The organism is Amycolatopsis sp. CA-126428 (assembly GCF_002904335.1).
GTDB lineage: Bacteria > Actinomycetota > Actinomycetes > Mycobacteriales > Pseudonocardiaceae > Amycolatopsis.
In genome coordinates, this window is sequence record NZ_PPHF01000165.1 from 260,648 (window position 1) to 276,468 (window position 15,821).

Sequence of the window (15,821 nt, forward strand, 5' to 3'; positions counted from 1 at the left end):
CGCCGACAGCCTGAGCGCGTCAGCCCGCCGCGGTGTCCTCGCTGACGGCCTTCGGTGCCGTCGCGGCCGCCCGCTTCGCCTGGGTGGTCCGGACCGCGCTCGCCGCGAAGTAGGTGAGCAGCTCCGCGACCTCCACCGGGTCGTCCAGCTGCGGGCAGTGACCCCAGTCCTCGCGGACCAGCAGCCTGCTGTGCGGTACCAGCGTGTGCAGCTGCCGCCCGGACGCGGCGGTGACGAGCTTGTCCTTGCCGCACGCGACGACCAGCAGCGGGACCTCGACCGAGTCGAGGCGGTAGGCGTCGGCGAGTTCCGCGACGAGCTGCCGGGCCTCTTCCAGCCGGCTCTTGGTCGCGCGGTAGTCCGGGAAGAGCGCGGTGAAGCGCTGCACCTGGGTGGCGTCGGCCGCGCCCGAGTCGGCGTACAGCAGCCGGGGCACGAGCTGCTCGGCGACCTTGCGCACCAGGAACCCCGGCACCGGAAGGGGCAGGGACGAGTACAGCCGCAGCGGCAGCGGGTAGCGCGCCATCGCGCGGATCAGCCACGAGTCGACGAAGCCCGGCGCGGCGATCGAGACGACGCCGGAGATCGGCAACCTGCTGTTCTGGGCCGCGCGCAGGCTCATGGTGCCGCCGAGGGAGTTCCCGGCCAGCACGACCGAGCCGAGCACGGCCTGTTCGCGGACGACGGCGGTGGTGAACGCGTCGAGCTGCGGCAGCATCGGGCCCGGCCGCAGCGGCTGGGCGTCGCCGAACCCGGGCAGATCGACGGCGACCGCGGGGATCCCGGCGGCCGCGAGCTGCTCCAGGGCGGGGCGCCAGGTGTCGGCGCTGTCGCAGTAGCCGTGCAGCAGCACCAGCCGCGGAGCGGTGGGCCGGACGTGCGGGGTGGCAGACCTGCGGCGCAGAGAGCGGCGCGGAACCTCCGGCTCGGCGACGGTTTCGCCGACCTCGAGCACGCGGGTGCGGACACCGGCGTAGCGCCGGAAGGAGACCCGGATCGGGTCCTCGTCACTGGGCCGGCCGCCCGGGACAGCCGGCGCGGGCCGCTTCGTTGCGGTCATTCTTCAAGATTACCTGGCCGGGGTGGGGTTTTGGTGGAATTTCGGTGCTAACGACCAGGTCTCGAACTGAAGACGTGAAATATTCACGAGATGCCGGGCTGGGCGGATCAAAGGGTCCGCCCAGCTCACGGCGGGTCTAGCGGGTGAAGACGATCTTCCCGGCGGTGTCCCCGTCGAGCATCGCCTGGAAGCCCTTGGGTGCCTCGGCAAAAGAAAGTTCCGCGCCGATCTGCGGCCGGACGCCGGTCAGGTCGAGGTAGGCGAGCAGGTCCGCGAGCTCGTCGCGGGTGCCCATGGTCGAGCCGGCGACGCGCAGCTGGAGGAAGAAGACGCGCTGCAGCTCCGCGTGCGCGTCCGGGCCGCTGGTCGAGCCCGAGACCACGATGATCCCGCCCGGCTTGAGCGACTTGACCGAGTGCGACCAGGTTGCCTTGCCGACGGTCTCGAACACGGCGTCGACGCGCTCGGGCAGCCGCGCGCCCGATTCGAACGCCTGGTGCGCGCCGAGACTGGTGGCGAGGGCGCGCTTCTCCTCGGTGCGGCCGGTGACCCAGACCCGGAACCCGGCCGCGCGGCCGAGCTGGACCAGCGCCGTCGAGACGCCGCCGGAGGCACCCTGCACGAGCATCGTCTGCCCCGGCCGCAGCCCGGACTTCACGAAGAGCATCCGGTAGGCGGTCAGCCAGGCCGTGCCCATGGTGGCGGCTTCGGCGAAGCTGAGCGCTTCGGGCTTCGGGACGACGTTCCGAGCGGGCACGACGACCTGGTCGGCGAAGGTGCCCTGGTGCTTCTCGGTGAGCAGCGTGCGCTTCGGGTCGAGGGTGTCGTCGCCCTGCCAGCCCGGCGCGTTGATCACCGAGTGGATGACGACCTCGGAGCCGTCGTCGAGGGTGCCGGCGCCGTCGCAGCCGAGGATCATCGGGAACTGCTCCGGCTTGATCCCGACCCCGCGCAGCGTCCAGAGGTCGTGCATGTTGAGGCTGGCCGCCTTGACGTGCACGCGGACCCAGCCGTCGGGCACCTCGGGTTCGGGGCGCTCGCCCACGACGAGCGAGTCCAGCAGGCTGTCGGCGTTGGGTTCCTGCGCGTACACGGCGAACATGCTCCGCAACCTACCGCCCCACAGGCACGACGGCAGCAGAGCGCGCGTAGGCTCACACTGTGTTCAACGGGCTTGCCGACTGGTGGGACGGGGTCGAGCTGTGGCTCGCCCAGGCCTGGTTCCCGGTGCAGTTCGTGCTGGTCATGGTGGTCGTCGTGCCGCTGTGCCTGGCCGCCGCCTGGGTGCTCGACAAGGTCGTCGACCTCTTCGCGCGACGGTTGACTCCGGGGCGTGACGACGACTCCGACGGGTCGGCATAGGCTCGCGCACCATGTTCAACCGAAGGCGGATCACCGCCGCGCTGATCGGGCTCCTCGTGCTGGTGCTGGGGGGCTGGCTGGTCAAGGACAACCTCGGCGGCGGCTCGCCGTCGCCCGCCCCGAGTACGTCGGCGAGCTCGTCCACCGCACCCGCCAAGGGCGGCGCCGCCGTGCCGGGCGCGGACTCCGGGCTGCCGGTGAAGGCGCTTTCCGCGCTGCCGCCGCAGGCCTCGGACACGTGGAAGCTGATCGAGGCCGGCGGCCCGTACCCCTACCCGCGCAACGACGACGTCGTGTTCGAGAACCGCGAGAAGCACTTGCCCGGTAAGAAATCCGGTTACTACCACGAATACACGGTGAAGACTCCCGGCAGCGCGGACCGCGGCGCCCGGCGGCTGATCACCGGGCAGGCGCACGAGCTGTACTACACCGGCGACCACTACGCGTCGTTCGTCGTCGTGGACCCGGCCCGATGAGCGCCGGCGAGCCGGCGAAGGCCGCCGCGGAAGAGGCGTTCGCCCGGGGCGCGTACCCGCACCTGGTGAACTCCCGGCCGACGGTCGACAAGGCGAGCACGCTGACCGCCTTCGCCGAGGCACTGTCCTTTCCGGACTACTTCGGGCACAACCTCGACGCGCTCTACGACTGCCTGACCGACCTGTCGTGGCTGCCGCCGGGCGAGCACGTGCTGATCTGGCCGGGCTCGGACGCGTTGCGCAAGGCCGAACCCAAGACGTACCTGGCCATCCGCAGCGTGCTGTCGGACGCGCAGCGCGCACTCGGCCCGAGCGGCCGCAGCGCCGGTTCGTGGCGGCTCACGGTCGTGCTGCCGGACGCCTGAGCGGCGTCCCCGCGCGTTTGACCGTGCGGATCACCGGCGCGCTTTCCAGGGTCTGCACGCCGCGGATCCCGGCGACGCGGCCGGTGAGGTAGCGGTAGAGGTCCCGGCCGTCGCGGCAGTTCACCATCGCCGTGAGGTTCGTCGTGCCGGTGGTGGCGACGGCGAACGACGTCTCGGGGTGGCCGGCCAGCGCCTCGCCCGCCTCGGCCAGGTGCGCGGGCGAGACGGTCAGCCACAACCGCGTCTCGGACCGGAAGCCGAGCCGGGCGGGGGACACGTCGAGGTGGTAGGTGAGCGTGCCGTGCCGCCGCAGCAGGTCCATCCGGCGCCGCACGGCCGAGTCGGACCAGCCCGTGGCCGCGGCCAGCGCGGTGTAGCTCGCCCGGCCGTCGTGGGCCAGCGCGTCGAGGAGCGGCTGGTCGCCGGGAGCCGGCGGGAGGCCCGGGCCGATGGGTTCCGGCGGGCGCAGCCGTTCGATCTGCCCGGGTGACAGGCAGTGCAGTCCGCTCCAGCTGTCCGGGAGCGCGAACGTGTGCAGTAGTTCGTGGGCGGAAACCGCGGTCACGCGGTGGGCGCGCGGCAGCTTGTGCAGCAGGAGGTCGTCGCGCCCCGCCGTGTCCGGGGCGTGGACGGTGCAGGAGATCTCGGTGCCGCCGGAGAGCAGGTGCACCCACGACACGTCGGGCCGGTCGGCGAGCGCGGCCGCGACGGCGGCTCCGGCGTCGGGGGTCGTGCGCAGGCGGAGGGTCCACGTCGTGTAGCCGGCTTCGCCGCCGCTGACCGCGCCGGTGATCTTGAGGACGCCGGCGGTCCGCAGCCGCTGGTAGCGCCGGGCGACGGTGTTCTCCGAGACGCCCAGCACCGCGCCGAGCGTCCGCATCGGCGCGCGGCCGTCGACCTGCAGGGCGTGGAGCAAGCCGCGGTCGACGTCGTCGAGCGTGACGGTTTCCATGGCCCCAGAGTATTCGATGACGGTTTCCGGCGGACTTATCGACTTTTCTGGTGGCTATCGGCGCTTCCCGCGCACTCTTCGGGGCACATCCGAAGGGAGTTTCGATGCGCAAGTGGTGGCCGTTGACCGTCGTCTGTGCGGGGTCGTTCCTGTTCCTGCTGGACACGACCGTCGTGACGGTGGCGCTGCCCCGGATCGGCGCCGAACTGGAGGCACCGATCGGTCAGCTGCAGTGGGTCACGAACGTCTACACGCTGGTGTTGGCGGTGTTGATGCTCGCGATGGGGTCGCTCGCCGACCGGTTCGGCCTGCGGCGGGTGTTCCTCGCCGGGCTCGCGGTGTTCGGGCCGGCGGCACTGGCCTGCGGGTTGTCGCCGGACATCGGGGTGCTGATCGCGGCCCGGGGCGTGCAGGCGATCGGCGGTGCGGCGCTGGCGGTGACCGGGTTCGCGCTGCTGGCCGCTTCTTATGAGGGACGTGCGCGGGGGACGGCGATCAGCGTGTTCTTCGCGGTGAACGGGCTCGGCGCGGCGGCGGGTCCGGTGGTGGGCGGAGTGCTGACCGAGTACTTCGGCTGGCCGTCGGTCTTCTTCGTCAACGTGCCGCTCGCGTTGGCCACGGGGTTGTTCGCGCTGCGAGCGGTGCGGCCGGACGAGCCGGGGCGGCCGGGCCGGTTCGACGTCGCGGGCGCGGTGTGGTTCGCGGTCGGCGCCGCGAGCCTGGTGCACGGGCTGACCTCGGACCGGTGGGCGCTGGTGGTTTCGGTGCTCGGTTTCGCCGGGTTCGTCGTCGTGGAGCGGCGCCGGGCCGAGCCGATGCTGGACCTGCGGCTGTTCCGCGACGGCGGGTTCTCGACGCTGATCGCCTGCGCAGCGGCATCGACGTTGACGTTCGCTGCGCTGGTCTACGTCTCGTTGTGGCTGGGACTTTCGCGGTCGCCGGTCGCGGCCGGGCTCGAGCTGGCTCCCCTTGCGGTGGCGTCCTTCCTGACTTCGACGCTTCTCGGCAAGGCGCTGCACCGGTTCCCGCCGCGAACCCTGCTCGGAGCCGGAGTTCTGGTGGGCGCGCTCGGCTGTGTGTCGCTGCTGCTCGTGGCGATTCCGCTCGGGCTGGCGGTGACCGGCGTCGGCGTCGGCATCGCGGGCCCGGCGATGGGCGCGGCGATCGCTGCCGCCGCGCCGCCGGGCCGGGCCGGGATGGCGGCGGGGATCATGACGACGACCCGGCAGTTCGGGCAGACGCTCGGGGTCGCCGTGCTCGGGATCGCTTACCAGGCGGGGGGTTTGACGCCGGTCTACGTCGTCGCCGCGGTGGCCGGCGGGGTGACGGGCCTGCTCGCGCTGGTTCCGCGCAAGCAGGCCCGCGTCCCGGCTTAGTCCTGCGGGACCCAGTTCGGCTTGCGCTTCTGGGCGAAGGCCAGGATGCCTTCCTGGCCTTCCTCACTGGCGAAGAACTTCGCCGACAGGCCGAGCATCTCGTCGAAGCCGTCCGAGGGCGTGGCCGGGCGGGGACGGCTCAGCAGCGCCTTCGTCTCGGCCAGCGCCTTCGGCCCGCCCGCCGCCAGTGCCTTGACGTACCGGGCGACCTCGCCGTCGAGGTCGTCGGCCGGGACCGCCGAGTTCAGGAGGCCGATCTCGACCGCGCGGCGCGCGTCGAACGTGTCACCGGTCAGGAACAGCTCGTGGGCCGCGCGGGGGTTGAGGCGGGGCAGGACCGTCAGGGAGATGATCGCCGGGACCACGCCGATGCGGACCTCGGAGAAGGCGAACGTCGCTTCCGGTACCGCCACGGCGATGTCGCACGCGGCCACCATGCCGATGCCGCCGGCGCGGGCGGGGCCGGCCAGGCGGGCGACCACCGGCTTCGGGCTGGTCCACAGCTGCTCGAGGATGCGCGGGAACTCGTTCACGCCCTGGTCGCCCGCGCCGGCGCCGCGGGCTTCCTTGAGGTCCATCCCCGCGCAGAACACCGGCCCGGTGTGGGTCAGCACGATCACCCGCACGGCGTCGTCGGCGGCCGCCTTCGTCAGCGAGTCCGAGAGCTCGCGACGCAGCTGAGCCGACAGCGCGTTGCGGTTGTGCGGGGAGTCCAGGGTGATCGTGGCGGTGCCGCCCACCACGCCGTAGTGCACCAGTTCGTCAGCCATGCCCGTCACCCTTGCACATCCGCCGCGGGTGGCCGGTGTTACGCGGGCCACCCCGCGAGCGGAAACCCGCGGGGTGGCCCGGCGCTCAGCCGATGGTCGTCGTGGTGAAGACCGGGCTCGGGTTCGGGAAGCAGGCCGTCGGTGCGGTGAGGTCGCCGATGATCGTGCTCGCCACCGCCTTGAACGTCAGGCCCGGGTCGCGGTAGCCGGTGCCGCCCAGCTTCGTCTCGATCGTGCCCGACTGGCCCGCGGTCAGGTGCGCGGTGACGGTGGGCAGTTCGAACGTGGCGCCCCCGGCGATCGGGCCGGGGAAGCTCAGCGTGGCGACGCCGTTCGCGACGGAGAGGGCCGGCGGGGTCGAGCCGAGGCCGGAGCCGCCCGTCAGGTCCGCGCCGGCGTACGACGAGTTGGCCGGGATCGGGATCTTGAGCGCGAAGGTGTTGATGTTCTTGACCTTGTTCCCGCTCACCTCGCCGGGCACGGTGTTCGGCGCGGGATCGATGACGACGTCGAACGCGCCGCCCGGCGCGACCGTGGCGGGCGCGGAGACGTCCGCGTCCTGGTTCAGCGCCACCTTCTGCGGACCGACGATGGGGGCGTCGGCCTGGCAGTCGAAGGTGACGCTGGTGGCCGCCGACGCCGGGGCGGCGAGGGCGATCGGCAGGACCGCGGCCGCGGTCAGCGCGGCCAGCCGGGAAAAGTGAAGAGCTTTCATCTGTATCCACCTACCTGCGGTTTCACGAGGGGAGGGAAGAAAGCTGCGCAGCCGCTCCGATTGTTACCGGCAAGTTAAGTAGCATGTCAAGAATTCACCATTCCCATACGCGCACGGTAACAAGAATGTGAATAAGACTCACCTTGTGGCGGTGTCGCCGCCCCGCTACACGTACTGGCGGAGCAGTCCGCCGACCGCGGACGCGTACCGGCCGACCACCACGTCGGCGACGCGCGGGTCGTCGGCCAGCGGCTTCGCGATGAACGCCTTCGGATCCGCCTCGCGGGCCAGCGCGGCGATCCGGTCGGGCAGCAGACCCGGGGCCAGGAACCACGACGCGACGACCAGGTGCCGGGCGCCCCGCGACCGCAGGGCCGCCGCCGCGGCGGGGATGTCCGGCTGGGCGGCGGAAGCGAACGCCTCGCTCACCGGGACACCCAGCCGCTCTTCCCAGCGCGAAGCCAGCGAAGCGACCACGGCGTTCGCGGAGGCGTTCGAGGAGCCGACCGCGCTGACGAGCACGCCCGTGCCCCGGCGGTGGGGCGCGGACGCCAGCCGGTCCAGGGCGACCTCCTGCAGGGCGGGGTCGGGGCCCAGCACGTCCGAAACCTGGATGCGGAAGCCCGGGCAGCCCGCGACGACCTCTTCGATCAGCGCCGGCAGGTCGACGCGGGCGTGGAACGCGCTGCCCAGCAGGAGCGGCACGACGACCGCGGCCCGGTGGCCGTCCGCGTACAACGCTCGCAGCACGTCCGTGACGAGCGGCGCCGACAGGTCCAAAAAGGACTTGTACACCGAGACGCCGGGTGCCCGCGCGCGCACGACGTCGACGAGCGCCCGCACGGTCGCCGCCGAACGGGGATCACGACTGCCGTGCGCGACGGTGACCAGGGGTGGCGTCACGAGAAGCGCTCACCCACCAGCCCCGCGGCGAGGGTGTCGCCGTCCTTCGGGTCGATCACCAGGAACGCCCCGGTGCGCGGGCTGACGCCGTAGTCGTCGACGCCCAGCTCCTCGGCCAGCCGCAGGGAGACGCGGCCGATGTCGTTGAGCTCCAGCGACGCCGGCGAGTCCACACTGGACAGCGTCTGCTCGTCGAACCGGGCGTGCAGCTCGTCCACCAGCGCCTGCACCGTGCGCGTCCCGTGCTTGACGAGCACGCGCGCGCCCGGCTTCAGCGGCTTGGACGACAGCCAGCACAGCGTGCCGGTGATCTCGTCGGTGACGTGCGGCGGCGCGTCCGCGGCGGCGATCAGGTCGCCGCGGGAGATGTCGATGTCGTCGGTGAGCAGCAGCGTCACCGACGTCCCGGCGCCGGCTTCCGCGAGCGGCCCGTCCGCGGTGTCGATGCGCTCCACGCGGCTGCGGATGCCCTGCGGCAGCACGACGATCTCGTCGCCGGGGCGGACCGTGCCCGCCGCGATCTGGCCCGCGTAGCCGCGGTAGTCCGGGTACTCGGGCGTGCGGGGGCGGATCACGTACTGCACCGGGAACCGCAGCGCCGAGTCGTGCGGGTCGGGCGCGACCGGCACGTCCTCCAGGTGCTCCAGCAGGCTGGGCCCGGTGTACCACGGCGTCCGCTCCGAGCGGCTCGCGACGTTGTCGCCTTCCAGCGCCGACACCGGGATCGCGAGCACGGCCCCCCGCGGGTACCCCAGCGACAGGGCGTGCGCGGCGAACTCCTCGGCGATCACCGTGAACGTCGCCTCGTCGTAGCCGACCAGGTCGACCTTGTTCACCGCCAGCACCAGCTGCGGCACGCCGAGCAGGGCCAGCACGGCCGCGTGCCGCCGGGTCTGCTCGATCACGCCCTTGCGCGCGTCGACGAGCAGTACGGCCAGCTGCGCGGTGGACGCACCGGTCACCGTGTTGCGCGTGTACTGCACGTGGCCCGGCGTGTCGGCCAGCACGAACGACCGCTTCGGCGTGGCGAAGTAGCGGTAGGCGACGTCGATGGTGATGCCCTGCTCGCGCTCCGAACGCAGGCCGTCGACGAGCAGCGAAAGGTCCGGTGTGGACAGTCCCTTGTCGACGGACGCGCGGGTGACCGCGTCGAGCTGGTCGGCGAGCACCGACTTCGTGTCGTACAGCAGCCGGCCGACCAGGGTCGACTTGCCGTCGTCGACGCTCCCGGCGGTGGCCAGGCGCAGCAGCGAACTCATCAGAAGTACCCCTCACGCTTGCGGTCTTCCATGGCCGCTTCGGACATCCGGTCGTCGGCCCGGGTCGCGCCGCGCTCGGTGAGCCTCGAGGCCGAGACCTCGGCGATGACCTCTTCGACGGTGGCCGCGGTGGATTCGATCGCGCCGGTGCAAGAGCCGTCGCCGACGGTCCGGTAGCGGACGGTCAGCTCCCGGACCTCCTCGCCCGGCCGCGGGCCGCCCCACGGGCCCTCGGCCAGCAGCATCCCGTCGCGCAGGTACACCTCGCGCTGGTGCGCGTAGTAGATCGAGGGCAGCTCGACCTTCTCGCGGGCGATGTAGTTCCAGACGTCGGCCTCGGTCCAATTGGACAGCGGGAAGACGCGGACCTGCTCGCCAGGGCGGTGCCTGCCGTTGTAGAGGTTCCACAGCTCGGGCCGCTGCCGCCGCGGCTCCCACTGGCCGAAGGAGTTGCGGAGGCTGAAGATCCGCTCCTTGGCCCGGGCGCGTTCCTCGTCGCGGCGGCCGCCGCCGAAGACGGCGTCGAACTTGTTCTCGGCGATCGTGTCGAGCAGCGGGGTGGTCTGCAGCGGGTTGCGCATGCCGTCGGCGCGCTCTTCGAGGCGCCCGTCGTCGATCCAGTCCTGCACCTTCGCGACGACCAGGCGCAGCCCGTGCCGTTCGACGACGCGGTCGCGGAACTCGATGACCTCGTCGAAGTTGTGCCCGGTGTCCACGTGCAGCAGCGGGAACGGCACCGGCGCCGGCCAGAACGCCTTGATCGCCAGGTGCAGCAGCAGCGTCGAGTCCTTGCCGCCGGAGAAGAGGATCACCGGGCGGTCGAACTCGCCCGCCACCTCCCGGAAGATGTGGATGGCCTCGGACTCCAAAGCGGCGAGGTTGTCCTGAGCCGCGTCGGTGGCGGGTTCCAGTGTCGTCATGCGTCCCTCGGTGTCTGACATCAGCCGTGCAGCCCGCACTCGGTCTTGTTCTGCCCCGCCCACCGGCCGCTGCGCGGGTCCTGGCCCGGCGCCACGCGAGCGGTGCAGGGCGCGCAGCCGATCGAGAGGTAGCCGATCGACACCAGCGGGTTCTCGAGGATCCCGTGCTCGCGGATGTAGCCGTTGAACTCGTCGTCGGTCCACGCCGCGATCGGGTTGACCTTCACCAGGCCGTTGCGGTCGTCCCAGGTGACGATCGGGGTGTTCGCGCGGGTCGGCGCGTCCACGCGGCGGACGCCGGTGACCCACGCCGAATAGTTCGCCAGCGTCTTGCGCAGCGGCACGACCTTGCGCAGGTTGCAGCACAGCGTCGGGTCGCGGTCGTGCAGCTTCTCGCCGTATTCGGCGTCTTGCTCGGCGACGCTCTGCTCGGCCTGGGCGTTCACGATCTTCACGCCCGGGTAGACCGTCTGGACGGCGTCGCGCGTGCCGATCGTCTCGGGGAAGTGGTAACCGGTCTCCAGGAACAGGACGTCCACATCGGACTTCACCTTCGTGGCGAGGTCGATCAGCACGGCGTCCTGCATGTTGGACGCGACGATGAAGTCGTCGCCGAACGTCTCGGCGGTCCAGCGGATCGCCTCGTCGGCGGTCGCGTCGGCGAGCTCTTTCGACGCGCGCTCGGCGAGGGTCTTGTAGTCGGCGGTGGCGGTCATCGGGGAACCTCCGGGAGGGACAGGCCGAGGAACTTGACCGAGAAAACCCGGCGACAACTGGAACAAAGCCAGCCGCCGTTCTCTTCCGGCCGCAGATCCTCGTCGCCGCAGTACGGGCAGTAGTACGGCGCCGCTCGTTCGGTCACTGGAGGGCACTTTCCTCGGCGCGGGCGGCCCATTGCGCGAACCGTTCACCGTCTTCGCGCCCGGCGACGTAGTTGCGCACGACCCGCTCGACGTACCCGGTCAGCTCGCCCGAAGTCACCTTGTGCCCGCGCAGCTTCCGGCCGAACCCGGCGTCGAGGCCGAGCCCGCCGCCGAGGTGCACCTGGAAGCCTTCGACCTGGTGGCCCTCGGCGTCGGTGACGATCTGGCCCTTGAGGCCGATGTCGGCGGTCTGGATCCGCGCGCAGGAGTTGGGGCAGCCGTTGAGGTGCACGGTCACCGGCGTCTCGAGGCCGTCCTGGATGTCGGCGAGGGACTTCTCGAGGTCCGCGACGAGCTGCTGCGCGCGCGCCTTCGTCTCGACGATGGCGAGCTTGCAGAACTCCAGCCCGGTGCAGGCCATCACCCCGCGCCGCCACGGCGACGGCTTCGTGTCCAGGCCCAGCTCGGCCAGCTCCGCCTGGAGCGTCCCGACCTGTTCCTCCGGCACGTCGAGCACCACGAGCTTCTGCTGCGGGGTGAGCCGCACCCGGCCCGATCCGGCCCGCTCGGCGGCCTTGGCCACGGCGACCAGCGTGCCGCCGGAGACGCGACCGGCGATTGGTGCCGCGCCCACGTAGAACTTGCCGTCGACCTGCGGGTGCACGCCGACGTGGTCGATCGGCACCGCCGGGTCGGCCGGCGGCGGGCCGTCGATCAGCTCGCGCTTGAGGTATTCGTCCTGCAGCACCTGCCGGAACTTCGCCGCGCCCCAGTCCTTGACCAGGAACTTGATCCGGGCCCGGGAGCGCAGCCGCCGGTAGCCGTAGTCGCGGAAGATCGAGATGACGCCTTCCCAGACGTCCGGGACCTCGTCCAGGGGGATCCAGGCGCCGAGGCGCTGGCCCAGCATCGGGTTGGTCGACAGCCCGCCGCCGACCCAGACGTCGAAGCCGGGCCCGTGTTCGGGGTGGTCGACGCCGACGAAGGCCACGTCGTGGATCTCGTGCGCGACGTCGGGCTGGCCGGAGATCGCGGTCTTGAACTTGCGCGGCAGGTTGGCGAATTCCGGCTTGCCGATGTAGCGGCGCTTGATCTCGTCGATCGCCGGCGTGCCGTCGATCACCTCCGCCGCGGCGATGCCCGCGACCGGCGAGCCGAGGATGACGCGGGGGCTGTCGCCGCACGCCTCCATCGTGGTCATGCCGGCGTTCTCGAGCTTGGCCCAGATCGCCGGGACGTCCTCGATCCGGATCCAGTGGTACTGGATGTTCTGCCGGTCGGTGATGTCGGCGGTGTCGCGCGCGTACGCCTGCGAGATCTCGCCGAGCACGGCGAGCTGCCCGGTGGTCAGCGCGCCGCCGTCGATGCGGACCCGCAGCATGAAGTAGCGGTCGTCGAGCTCTTCGGGCTCCAGCGTCGCCGTGCGGCCGCCGTCGATCCCCGGCTTGCGCTGGGTGTAGAGGCCGAACCAGCGGAACCGGCCGCGCAGGTCGCCCGGGTCGATCGCGTCGAACCCGCGGTGGGCGTAAATGTTCTCGATGCGCGCCCGCACGTTGAGCGGGTGGTCGTCCTTCTTGGACCGCTCGTTCGGGTTCAGCGGCTCCCGGTAACCGAGCGCCCACTGCCCTTCGCCGCGCTTCTGCTTGGCGCGCGCGGGGCGGGCTGGGGTTTGGGGCGTGGCCATGGCGGCGTCCTCCGAGAGGCGTTTCGTGGCGGCGGAGGCCCGCCCGCTCGCGGGTTTCCTCCGGCGCCGGCTGTCCGAAATTCGTGGCAGGTGGTGGCGACGGCAGTCAGCGAACGGGTGCGCAGAGGGCGCTGGCGACCCGCAGGAGGTCGACGTGGCGGCGGGCCACGAGGAGAACACCGGCATGAGTCACGTCGTCAGATTGCCACGTGTCCACAATGTGGTCCAGGCCTGCCCGGATGGTGGGAGAAGGGTCACTCACCTGCGGAAAACGTGTCAACCGCTTCGGGCGAGCCCCCTTGCGGCGACCAAACCACTACGTTTATAGTACTTCAAGTACAGTGTTTTGCCGAAGGGAACTGGGGATGCTGGTCGAGGGTTTCGGGGCGGGCTACCTCGTCGACGACGTCGCGGCGACCACCCGCTTCTACGCGGACGTCGTCGGCCTGCCGGTCACCGTCGAGCTGGACTGGTTCGCCAGTGTCAACGCGGGCGCGCCGGGCTACGAGATCAGCTTCGTCCAGCGCGGGCACGAGTCGGTGCCGCCGGCCTACCGCGCGCGGCAGACGGCCGGGCTGATGTTCGGGCTCGTCGTCGAAGACGCGCACGCCGAGGCGAAGCGGCTGGAGGAGGCGGGTGCCGAGCTGGTGACCCCGGTGGTCGACGAGGTCTACGGGCAGCGCCACTTCTCCGTCGCCGATCCGAACGGCGTGCTGCTCGACGTCATCGAGATGATCCCGGTCGACCCGGACTGGGCGGCGGCGAACCCGCCCGCGTCGTAAACAGGTGTTAACCCGATCGGCCCCTTGAGGCGACCGGGCGTGACGGGGTGGACAATTCGATCGTGCCCGTGCTGCGTCCCGACCCCGCCACACCGATCGATCCGGCGTTGCCGGAAAGCGCGCTGAAGGGGCTCGGCAGCAGAGCCTTCGGCGTCTACGTGCACGTCCCGTTCTGCGCCACGCGCTGCGGGTACTGCGACTTCAACACCTACACCGCCGGTGAGCTCGACACCGGCTCGTCGCCGCAGTCCTGGCTCGAAGGGCTGCGCCGCGAGCTGGAGCTCGCCGCGCGCGTGCTCGTCGTGCCGCCCGCCGCGGACACCGTGTTCGTCGGCGGGGGCACGCCGTCCCTGCTCGGCGCGGACGGGCTGCGCTCGGTGCTCGACGCCGTCCGGGACGTCTTCGGGCTGGCGCCCGGGGCCGAGGTGACGACGGAGTCGAACCCGGAATCGACGTCACCGGAGTTCTTCGCCGGGATCCGCGAAGCGGGCTACACGCGGATCTCGCTGGGCATGCAGTCGGCCGCGCCGCACGTGCTGAAGATCCTCGATCGCGTGCACACCCCGGGCCGGCCGGGGAAGGCCGCCGCCGAAGCGCGCGCGGCCGGGTTCGAGCACGTGAACCTCGACGTGATCTACGGCACGCCGGGGGAGCGCGCCGACGACCTGCGCGCGACGCTCGACGCCGTGCTGGCCGCGGGCGTCGACCACGTGTCGGCGTACGCGCTGATCGTCGAGGAGGGCACGGCGCTGGCCCGCCGCGTCCGCCGCGGCGAGCTGCCCGCGCCGGACGACGACGTGCTGGCCGCGGACTACGAGATGATCGACGCGATGCTGTCCTCGGCGGGCCTGCGCTGGTACGAGGTGTCGAACTGGGCGGCCTCCGACGCGGCCCGCTGCCGCCACAACCTCGGCTACTGGCGGGGCGACGACTGGTGGGGCGCCGGTCCGGGGGCGCACAGCCACGTCGGCGGGGTGCGCTGGTGGAACGTCAAGCACCCGGCCCGCTACACCGCGCTGCTCGCCGGCGGCGACTCGCCCGCGGGCGGGCGCGAGGTGCTCACCGACGACGACCAGCACCTCGAGCGGATCATGCTCGAACTGCGGGTCGCCGAAGGGCTGCCGCTCGACGTGCTCGACGAGCCGGGGCTGGCCGAGGCGCGGGCGGCCGCGGCCGAGGGGCTGCTCGATCCGTCCGCATTGGACTCCCGGGGCCGGGCGGTGCTCACCGACCGCGGCCGGCTGCTGGCCGACGGGGTGGTCCGCCGCCTCGCCGGGTAGGGATTAAATCCGGAGGCCGTGTCGTTGCTTGTATTCAGCAACGACTTTCGAGGAGGCCTCATGGCGCGCGCGATCAGGTTCGACGAGTACGGCGACGTGGAGGTCCTCCGGGTCGAGGACGTTCCCCGGCCGGTGCCGGGACCGGGTCAGGTGCTCGTCGAGGTGCGGGCTGCCGGGATCAACCCGGGCGAGGCCGGCATCCGGCAGGGCTTCCTGCACTCGCGTTTCCCGGCGACCTTTCCCTCGGGGCAGGGCAGCGACTTCGCGGGGGTTGTCGCTTCGCTCGGTGAAGGCGTCTCGGACATCGCCGTTGGCGACGAGGTGATCGGGTTCGTCGACACGCGGTCGAGCCATGCCGACTTCGTCGTCGCCGAGGCCGCGAACCTCACGCCGCGCCCCGACGGGGTGCCGTGGGAAGTCGCCGGTTCGCTGTTCGTGGCGGGTACCACCGCGTACGCAGCCGTGGGCGCGGTCTGCCCGCGTGAAGGGGAGACGGTCGTCGTCTCGGGCGCGGCGGGCGGCGTGGGCTCGCTCGCGGTGCAGCTGGCGAAGCTGGCCGGCGCCACGGTGATCGGCCTCGCCGGCGAGGCGAACCACGACTGGCTGCGCGAACTCGGCGTCATCCCCGTTTCCTACGGTGAGGGCGTGCTCGAGCGGATCCGCGAAGCCGCGCCTTCCGGGGTGCACGCGTTCGTGGACACCTTCGGCTCCGGGTACGTGGAACTGGCGCTGCACCTGGGGATCCACCCGGGGCGGATCAACACGATCATCGACTTCGCGGCGGCCGAGAGGTACAACGTGAAGAACGACGGCAACGCGGCCGCGGCGTCGGCCGACGTGCTGCGCGAGCTGGGCCTCCTGCTGGACAAGGGATTGCTGACGCTGCCGATCGCCCGCGTGTACCCGCTTGATCAGGTCCGGGACGCCTACCGCGAGCTGGAGCAGCGGCACACGCGCGGCAAGATCGTGCTGCGGCCCTAGGTGTGATGTCCAGGGAGGTTGGTCAGCCGGGTGACCGGCGGCTTGCCGCCGGTTGAGCTGTGGGGTCGGTGAT

The 15,821-nt window shown here is 71.7% G+C and carries 19 protein-coding genes; 7 read left to right on the top strand and 12 right to left on the bottom strand.

The window, feature by feature from the left end; translation table 11 throughout:
• Positions 1-19 precede the first annotated feature (19 nt).
• Both C2L58_RS43580 and C2L58_RS43585 read right to left on the bottom strand, forming a co-directional pair.
• Entirely contained in the window at positions 20-1,060 is a 1,041-nt protein-coding gene (locus C2L58_RS43580; protein ID WP_103343463.1) for an alpha/beta hydrolase, read from the bottom strand.
• 136 nt (positions 1,061-1,196) lie between these two features.
• Positions 1,197-2,162, bottom strand: coding sequence for a quinone oxidoreductase family protein (locus C2L58_RS43585; protein ID WP_103343464.1), 966 nt, complete (start codon positions 2,160-2,162; stop codon positions 1,197-1,199).
• 59 nt (positions 2,163-2,221) lie between these two features.
• Here C2L58_RS43585 and C2L58_RS43590 point away from each other — a divergent pair, with 59 nt between their 5' ends.
• Genes C2L58_RS43590 through C2L58_RS43600 form a run of 3 tightly spaced genes read left to right on the top strand, consistent with a single transcriptional unit; the run spans position 2,222 to position 3,263 of the window.
• Positions 2,222-2,422 carry a hypothetical protein gene (locus C2L58_RS43590; RefSeq protein WP_103343465.1) on the top strand — a complete coding sequence of 67 codons (201 nt, stop codon included), beginning with the start codon at positions 2,222-2,224 and terminating at the stop codon, positions 2,420-2,422.
• 11 nt (positions 2,423-2,433) lie between these two features.
• Positions 2,434-2,898: a ribonuclease domain-containing protein gene (locus tag C2L58_RS43595; RefSeq protein ID WP_103343466.1), complete on the top strand. Its 465-nt coding sequence runs from the start codon at positions 2,434-2,436 to the stop codon at positions 2,896-2,898.
• Positions 2,895-3,263 (top strand): barstar family protein, encoded by a 369-nt coding sequence (locus C2L58_RS43600; protein ID WP_103343467.1) that lies wholly within the window; start codon positions 2,895-2,897, stop codon positions 3,261-3,263. The genes C2L58_RS43595 and C2L58_RS43600 overlap by 4 nt, the downstream gene beginning before the upstream one ends.
• On the opposite strand, the gene C2L58_RS43605 is transcribed toward C2L58_RS43600, so the two are convergent.
• Positions 3,238-4,215 carry an Lrp/AsnC family transcriptional regulator gene (locus C2L58_RS43605; RefSeq protein ID WP_103343468.1) on the bottom strand — a complete coding sequence of 326 codons (978 nt, stop codon included), beginning with the start codon at positions 4,213-4,215 and terminating at the stop codon, positions 3,238-3,240. The two genes, C2L58_RS43600 and C2L58_RS43605, sit on opposite strands and share 26 nt — an antisense overlap.
• A gap of 104 nt (positions 4,216-4,319) precedes the next feature.
• Here C2L58_RS43605 and C2L58_RS43610 point away from each other — a divergent pair, with 104 nt between their 5' ends.
• On the top strand, positions 4,320-5,591 hold the full coding sequence (locus tag C2L58_RS43610; RefSeq protein ID WP_103343469.1) for an MFS transporter: 1,272 nt from the start codon (positions 4,320-4,322) through the stop codon (positions 5,589-5,591).
• On the opposite strand, the gene C2L58_RS43615 is transcribed toward C2L58_RS43610, so the two are convergent.
• From C2L58_RS43615 to C2L58_RS51640, 9 genes are all read right to left on the bottom strand, one after another.
• On the bottom strand, positions 5,588-6,361 hold the full coding sequence (locus C2L58_RS43615) for an enoyl-CoA hydratase family protein (RefSeq protein WP_103343470.1): 774 nt from the start codon (positions 6,359-6,361) through the stop codon (positions 5,588-5,590). The genes C2L58_RS43610 and C2L58_RS43615 overlap by 4 nt on opposite strands.
• 85 nt (positions 6,362-6,446) lie before the next feature.
• Entirely contained in the window at positions 6,447-7,076 is a 630-nt protein-coding gene (locus C2L58_RS43620; RefSeq protein WP_103343471.1) for a cyclase, read from the bottom strand.
• A gap of 165 nt (positions 7,077-7,241) precedes the next feature.
• Entirely contained in the window at positions 7,242-7,979 is a 738-nt protein-coding gene (locus tag C2L58_RS43625; protein ID WP_103343472.1) for a sirohydrochlorin chelatase, read from the bottom strand.
• Positions 7,976-9,238, bottom strand: a complete 1,263-nt coding sequence (locus tag C2L58_RS43630; protein ID WP_103343473.1) for a sulfate adenylyltransferase subunit 1 — start codon at positions 9,236-9,238, stop codon at positions 7,976-7,978. The genes C2L58_RS43625 and C2L58_RS43630 overlap by 4 nt, the downstream gene beginning before the upstream one ends.
• The gene (gene cysD, locus C2L58_RS43635; RefSeq protein WP_103343474.1) at positions 9,238-10,158 is read right to left on the bottom strand and encodes a sulfate adenylyltransferase subunit CysD; all 921 of its coding nucleotides are present in this window, start codon (positions 10,156-10,158) and stop codon (positions 9,238-9,240) included. Before cysD ends, C2L58_RS43630 begins: the two co-directional genes overlap by 1 nt.
• Before the next feature lie 20 nt (positions 10,159-10,178).
• Positions 10,179-10,874, bottom strand: a complete 696-nt coding sequence (locus tag C2L58_RS43640) for a phosphoadenylyl-sulfate reductase (protein ID WP_103343475.1) — start codon at positions 10,872-10,874, stop codon at positions 10,179-10,181.
• Positions 10,871-11,020, bottom strand: a complete 150-nt coding sequence (locus tag C2L58_RS43645; protein ID WP_233226255.1) for an Insertion element protein — start codon at positions 11,018-11,020, stop codon at positions 10,871-10,873. Before C2L58_RS43645 ends, C2L58_RS43640 begins: the two co-directional genes overlap by 4 nt.
• Positions 11,017-12,705, bottom strand: coding sequence for a nitrite/sulfite reductase (locus tag C2L58_RS43650; RefSeq protein ID WP_103343477.1), 1,689 nt, complete (start codon positions 12,703-12,705; stop codon positions 11,017-11,019). Before C2L58_RS43650 ends, C2L58_RS43645 begins: the two co-directional genes overlap by 4 nt.
• 106 nt (positions 12,706-12,811) lie before the next feature.
• Positions 12,812-12,967 carry a putative leader peptide gene (locus C2L58_RS51640; protein WP_369904358.1) on the bottom strand — a complete coding sequence of 52 codons (156 nt, stop codon included), beginning with the start codon at positions 12,965-12,967 and terminating at the stop codon, positions 12,812-12,814.
• Positions 12,968-13,070: 103 nt separating this feature from the next.
• Between C2L58_RS51640 and C2L58_RS43655 the strand changes: the two genes are divergently transcribed.
• The 3 genes from C2L58_RS43655 to C2L58_RS43665 are packed head-to-tail and all read left to right on the top strand — an operon-like array spanning position 13,071 to position 15,748.
• A complete protein-coding gene (locus C2L58_RS43655) occupies positions 13,071-13,487 on the top strand; it encodes a VOC family protein (protein ID WP_103343478.1) in 417 nt (138 codons plus the stop codon).
• A 47-nt stretch (positions 13,488-13,534) separates the two neighbouring features.
• Positions 13,535-14,767 (top strand): radical SAM family heme chaperone HemW, encoded by a 1,233-nt coding sequence (gene hemW, locus C2L58_RS43660; RefSeq protein WP_103343479.1) that lies wholly within the window; start codon positions 13,535-13,537, stop codon positions 14,765-14,767.
• A gap of 60 nt (positions 14,768-14,827) precedes the next feature.
• Positions 14,828-15,748, top strand: a complete 921-nt coding sequence (locus tag C2L58_RS43665) for an NADP-dependent oxidoreductase (protein ID WP_103343480.1) — start codon at positions 14,828-14,830, stop codon at positions 15,746-15,748.
• Positions 15,749-15,821 lie beyond the last annotated feature (73 nt).

What these genes read in the sequence shown, in the direction of transcription:
- C2L58_RS43580 (WP_103343463.1), bottom strand. Translation starts at nt 1,060, where the DNA reads ATGACCGCAACGAAGCGGCCCGCGCCGGCTGTCCCGGGCGGCCGGCCC.
- C2L58_RS43585 (WP_103343464.1), bottom strand. Translation starts at nt 2,162, where the DNA reads ATGTTCGCCGTGTACGCGCAGGAACCCAACGCCGACAGCCTGCTGGAC.
- C2L58_RS43595 (WP_103343466.1), top strand. Translation starts at nt 2,434, where the DNA reads ATGTTCAACCGAAGGCGGATCACCGCCGCGCTGATCGGGCTCCTCGTG.
- C2L58_RS43600 (WP_103343467.1), top strand. Translation starts at nt 2,895, where the DNA reads ATGAGCGCCGGCGAGCCGGCGAAGGCCGCCGCGGAAGAGGCGTTCGCC.
- C2L58_RS43605 (WP_103343468.1), bottom strand. Translation starts at nt 4,215, where the DNA reads ATGGAAACCGTCACGCTCGACGACGTCGACCGCGGCTTGCTCCACGCC.
- C2L58_RS43610 (WP_103343469.1), top strand. Translation starts at nt 4,320, where the DNA reads ATGCGCAAGTGGTGGCCGTTGACCGTCGTCTGTGCGGGGTCGTTCCTG.
- C2L58_RS43615 (WP_103343470.1), bottom strand. Translation starts at nt 6,361, where the DNA reads ATGGCTGACGAACTGGTGCACTACGGCGTGGTGGGCGGCACCGCCACG.
- C2L58_RS43620 (WP_103343471.1), bottom strand. Translation starts at nt 7,076, where the DNA reads ATGAAAGCTCTTCACTTTTCCCGGCTGGCCGCGCTGACCGCGGCCGCG.
- C2L58_RS43630 (WP_103343473.1), bottom strand. Translation starts at nt 9,238, where the DNA reads ATGAGTTCGCTGCTGCGCCTGGCCACCGCCGGGAGCGTCGACGACGGC.
- cysD (WP_103343474.1), bottom strand. Translation starts at nt 10,158, where the DNA reads ATGACGACACTGGAACCCGCCACCGACGCGGCTCAGGACAACCTCGCC.
- C2L58_RS43640 (WP_103343475.1), bottom strand. Translation starts at nt 10,874, where the DNA reads ATGACCGCCACCGCCGACTACAAGACCCTCGCCGAGCGCGCGTCGAAA.
- C2L58_RS43650 (WP_103343477.1), bottom strand. Translation starts at nt 12,705, where the DNA reads ATGGCCACGCCCCAAACCCCAGCCCGCCCCGCGCGCGCCAAGCAGAAG.
- C2L58_RS43655 (WP_103343478.1), top strand. Translation starts at nt 13,071, where the DNA reads ATGCTGGTCGAGGGTTTCGGGGCGGGCTACCTCGTCGACGACGTCGCG.
- C2L58_RS43665 (WP_103343480.1), top strand. Translation starts at nt 14,828, where the DNA reads ATGGCGCGCGCGATCAGGTTCGACGAGTACGGCGACGTGGAGGTCCTC.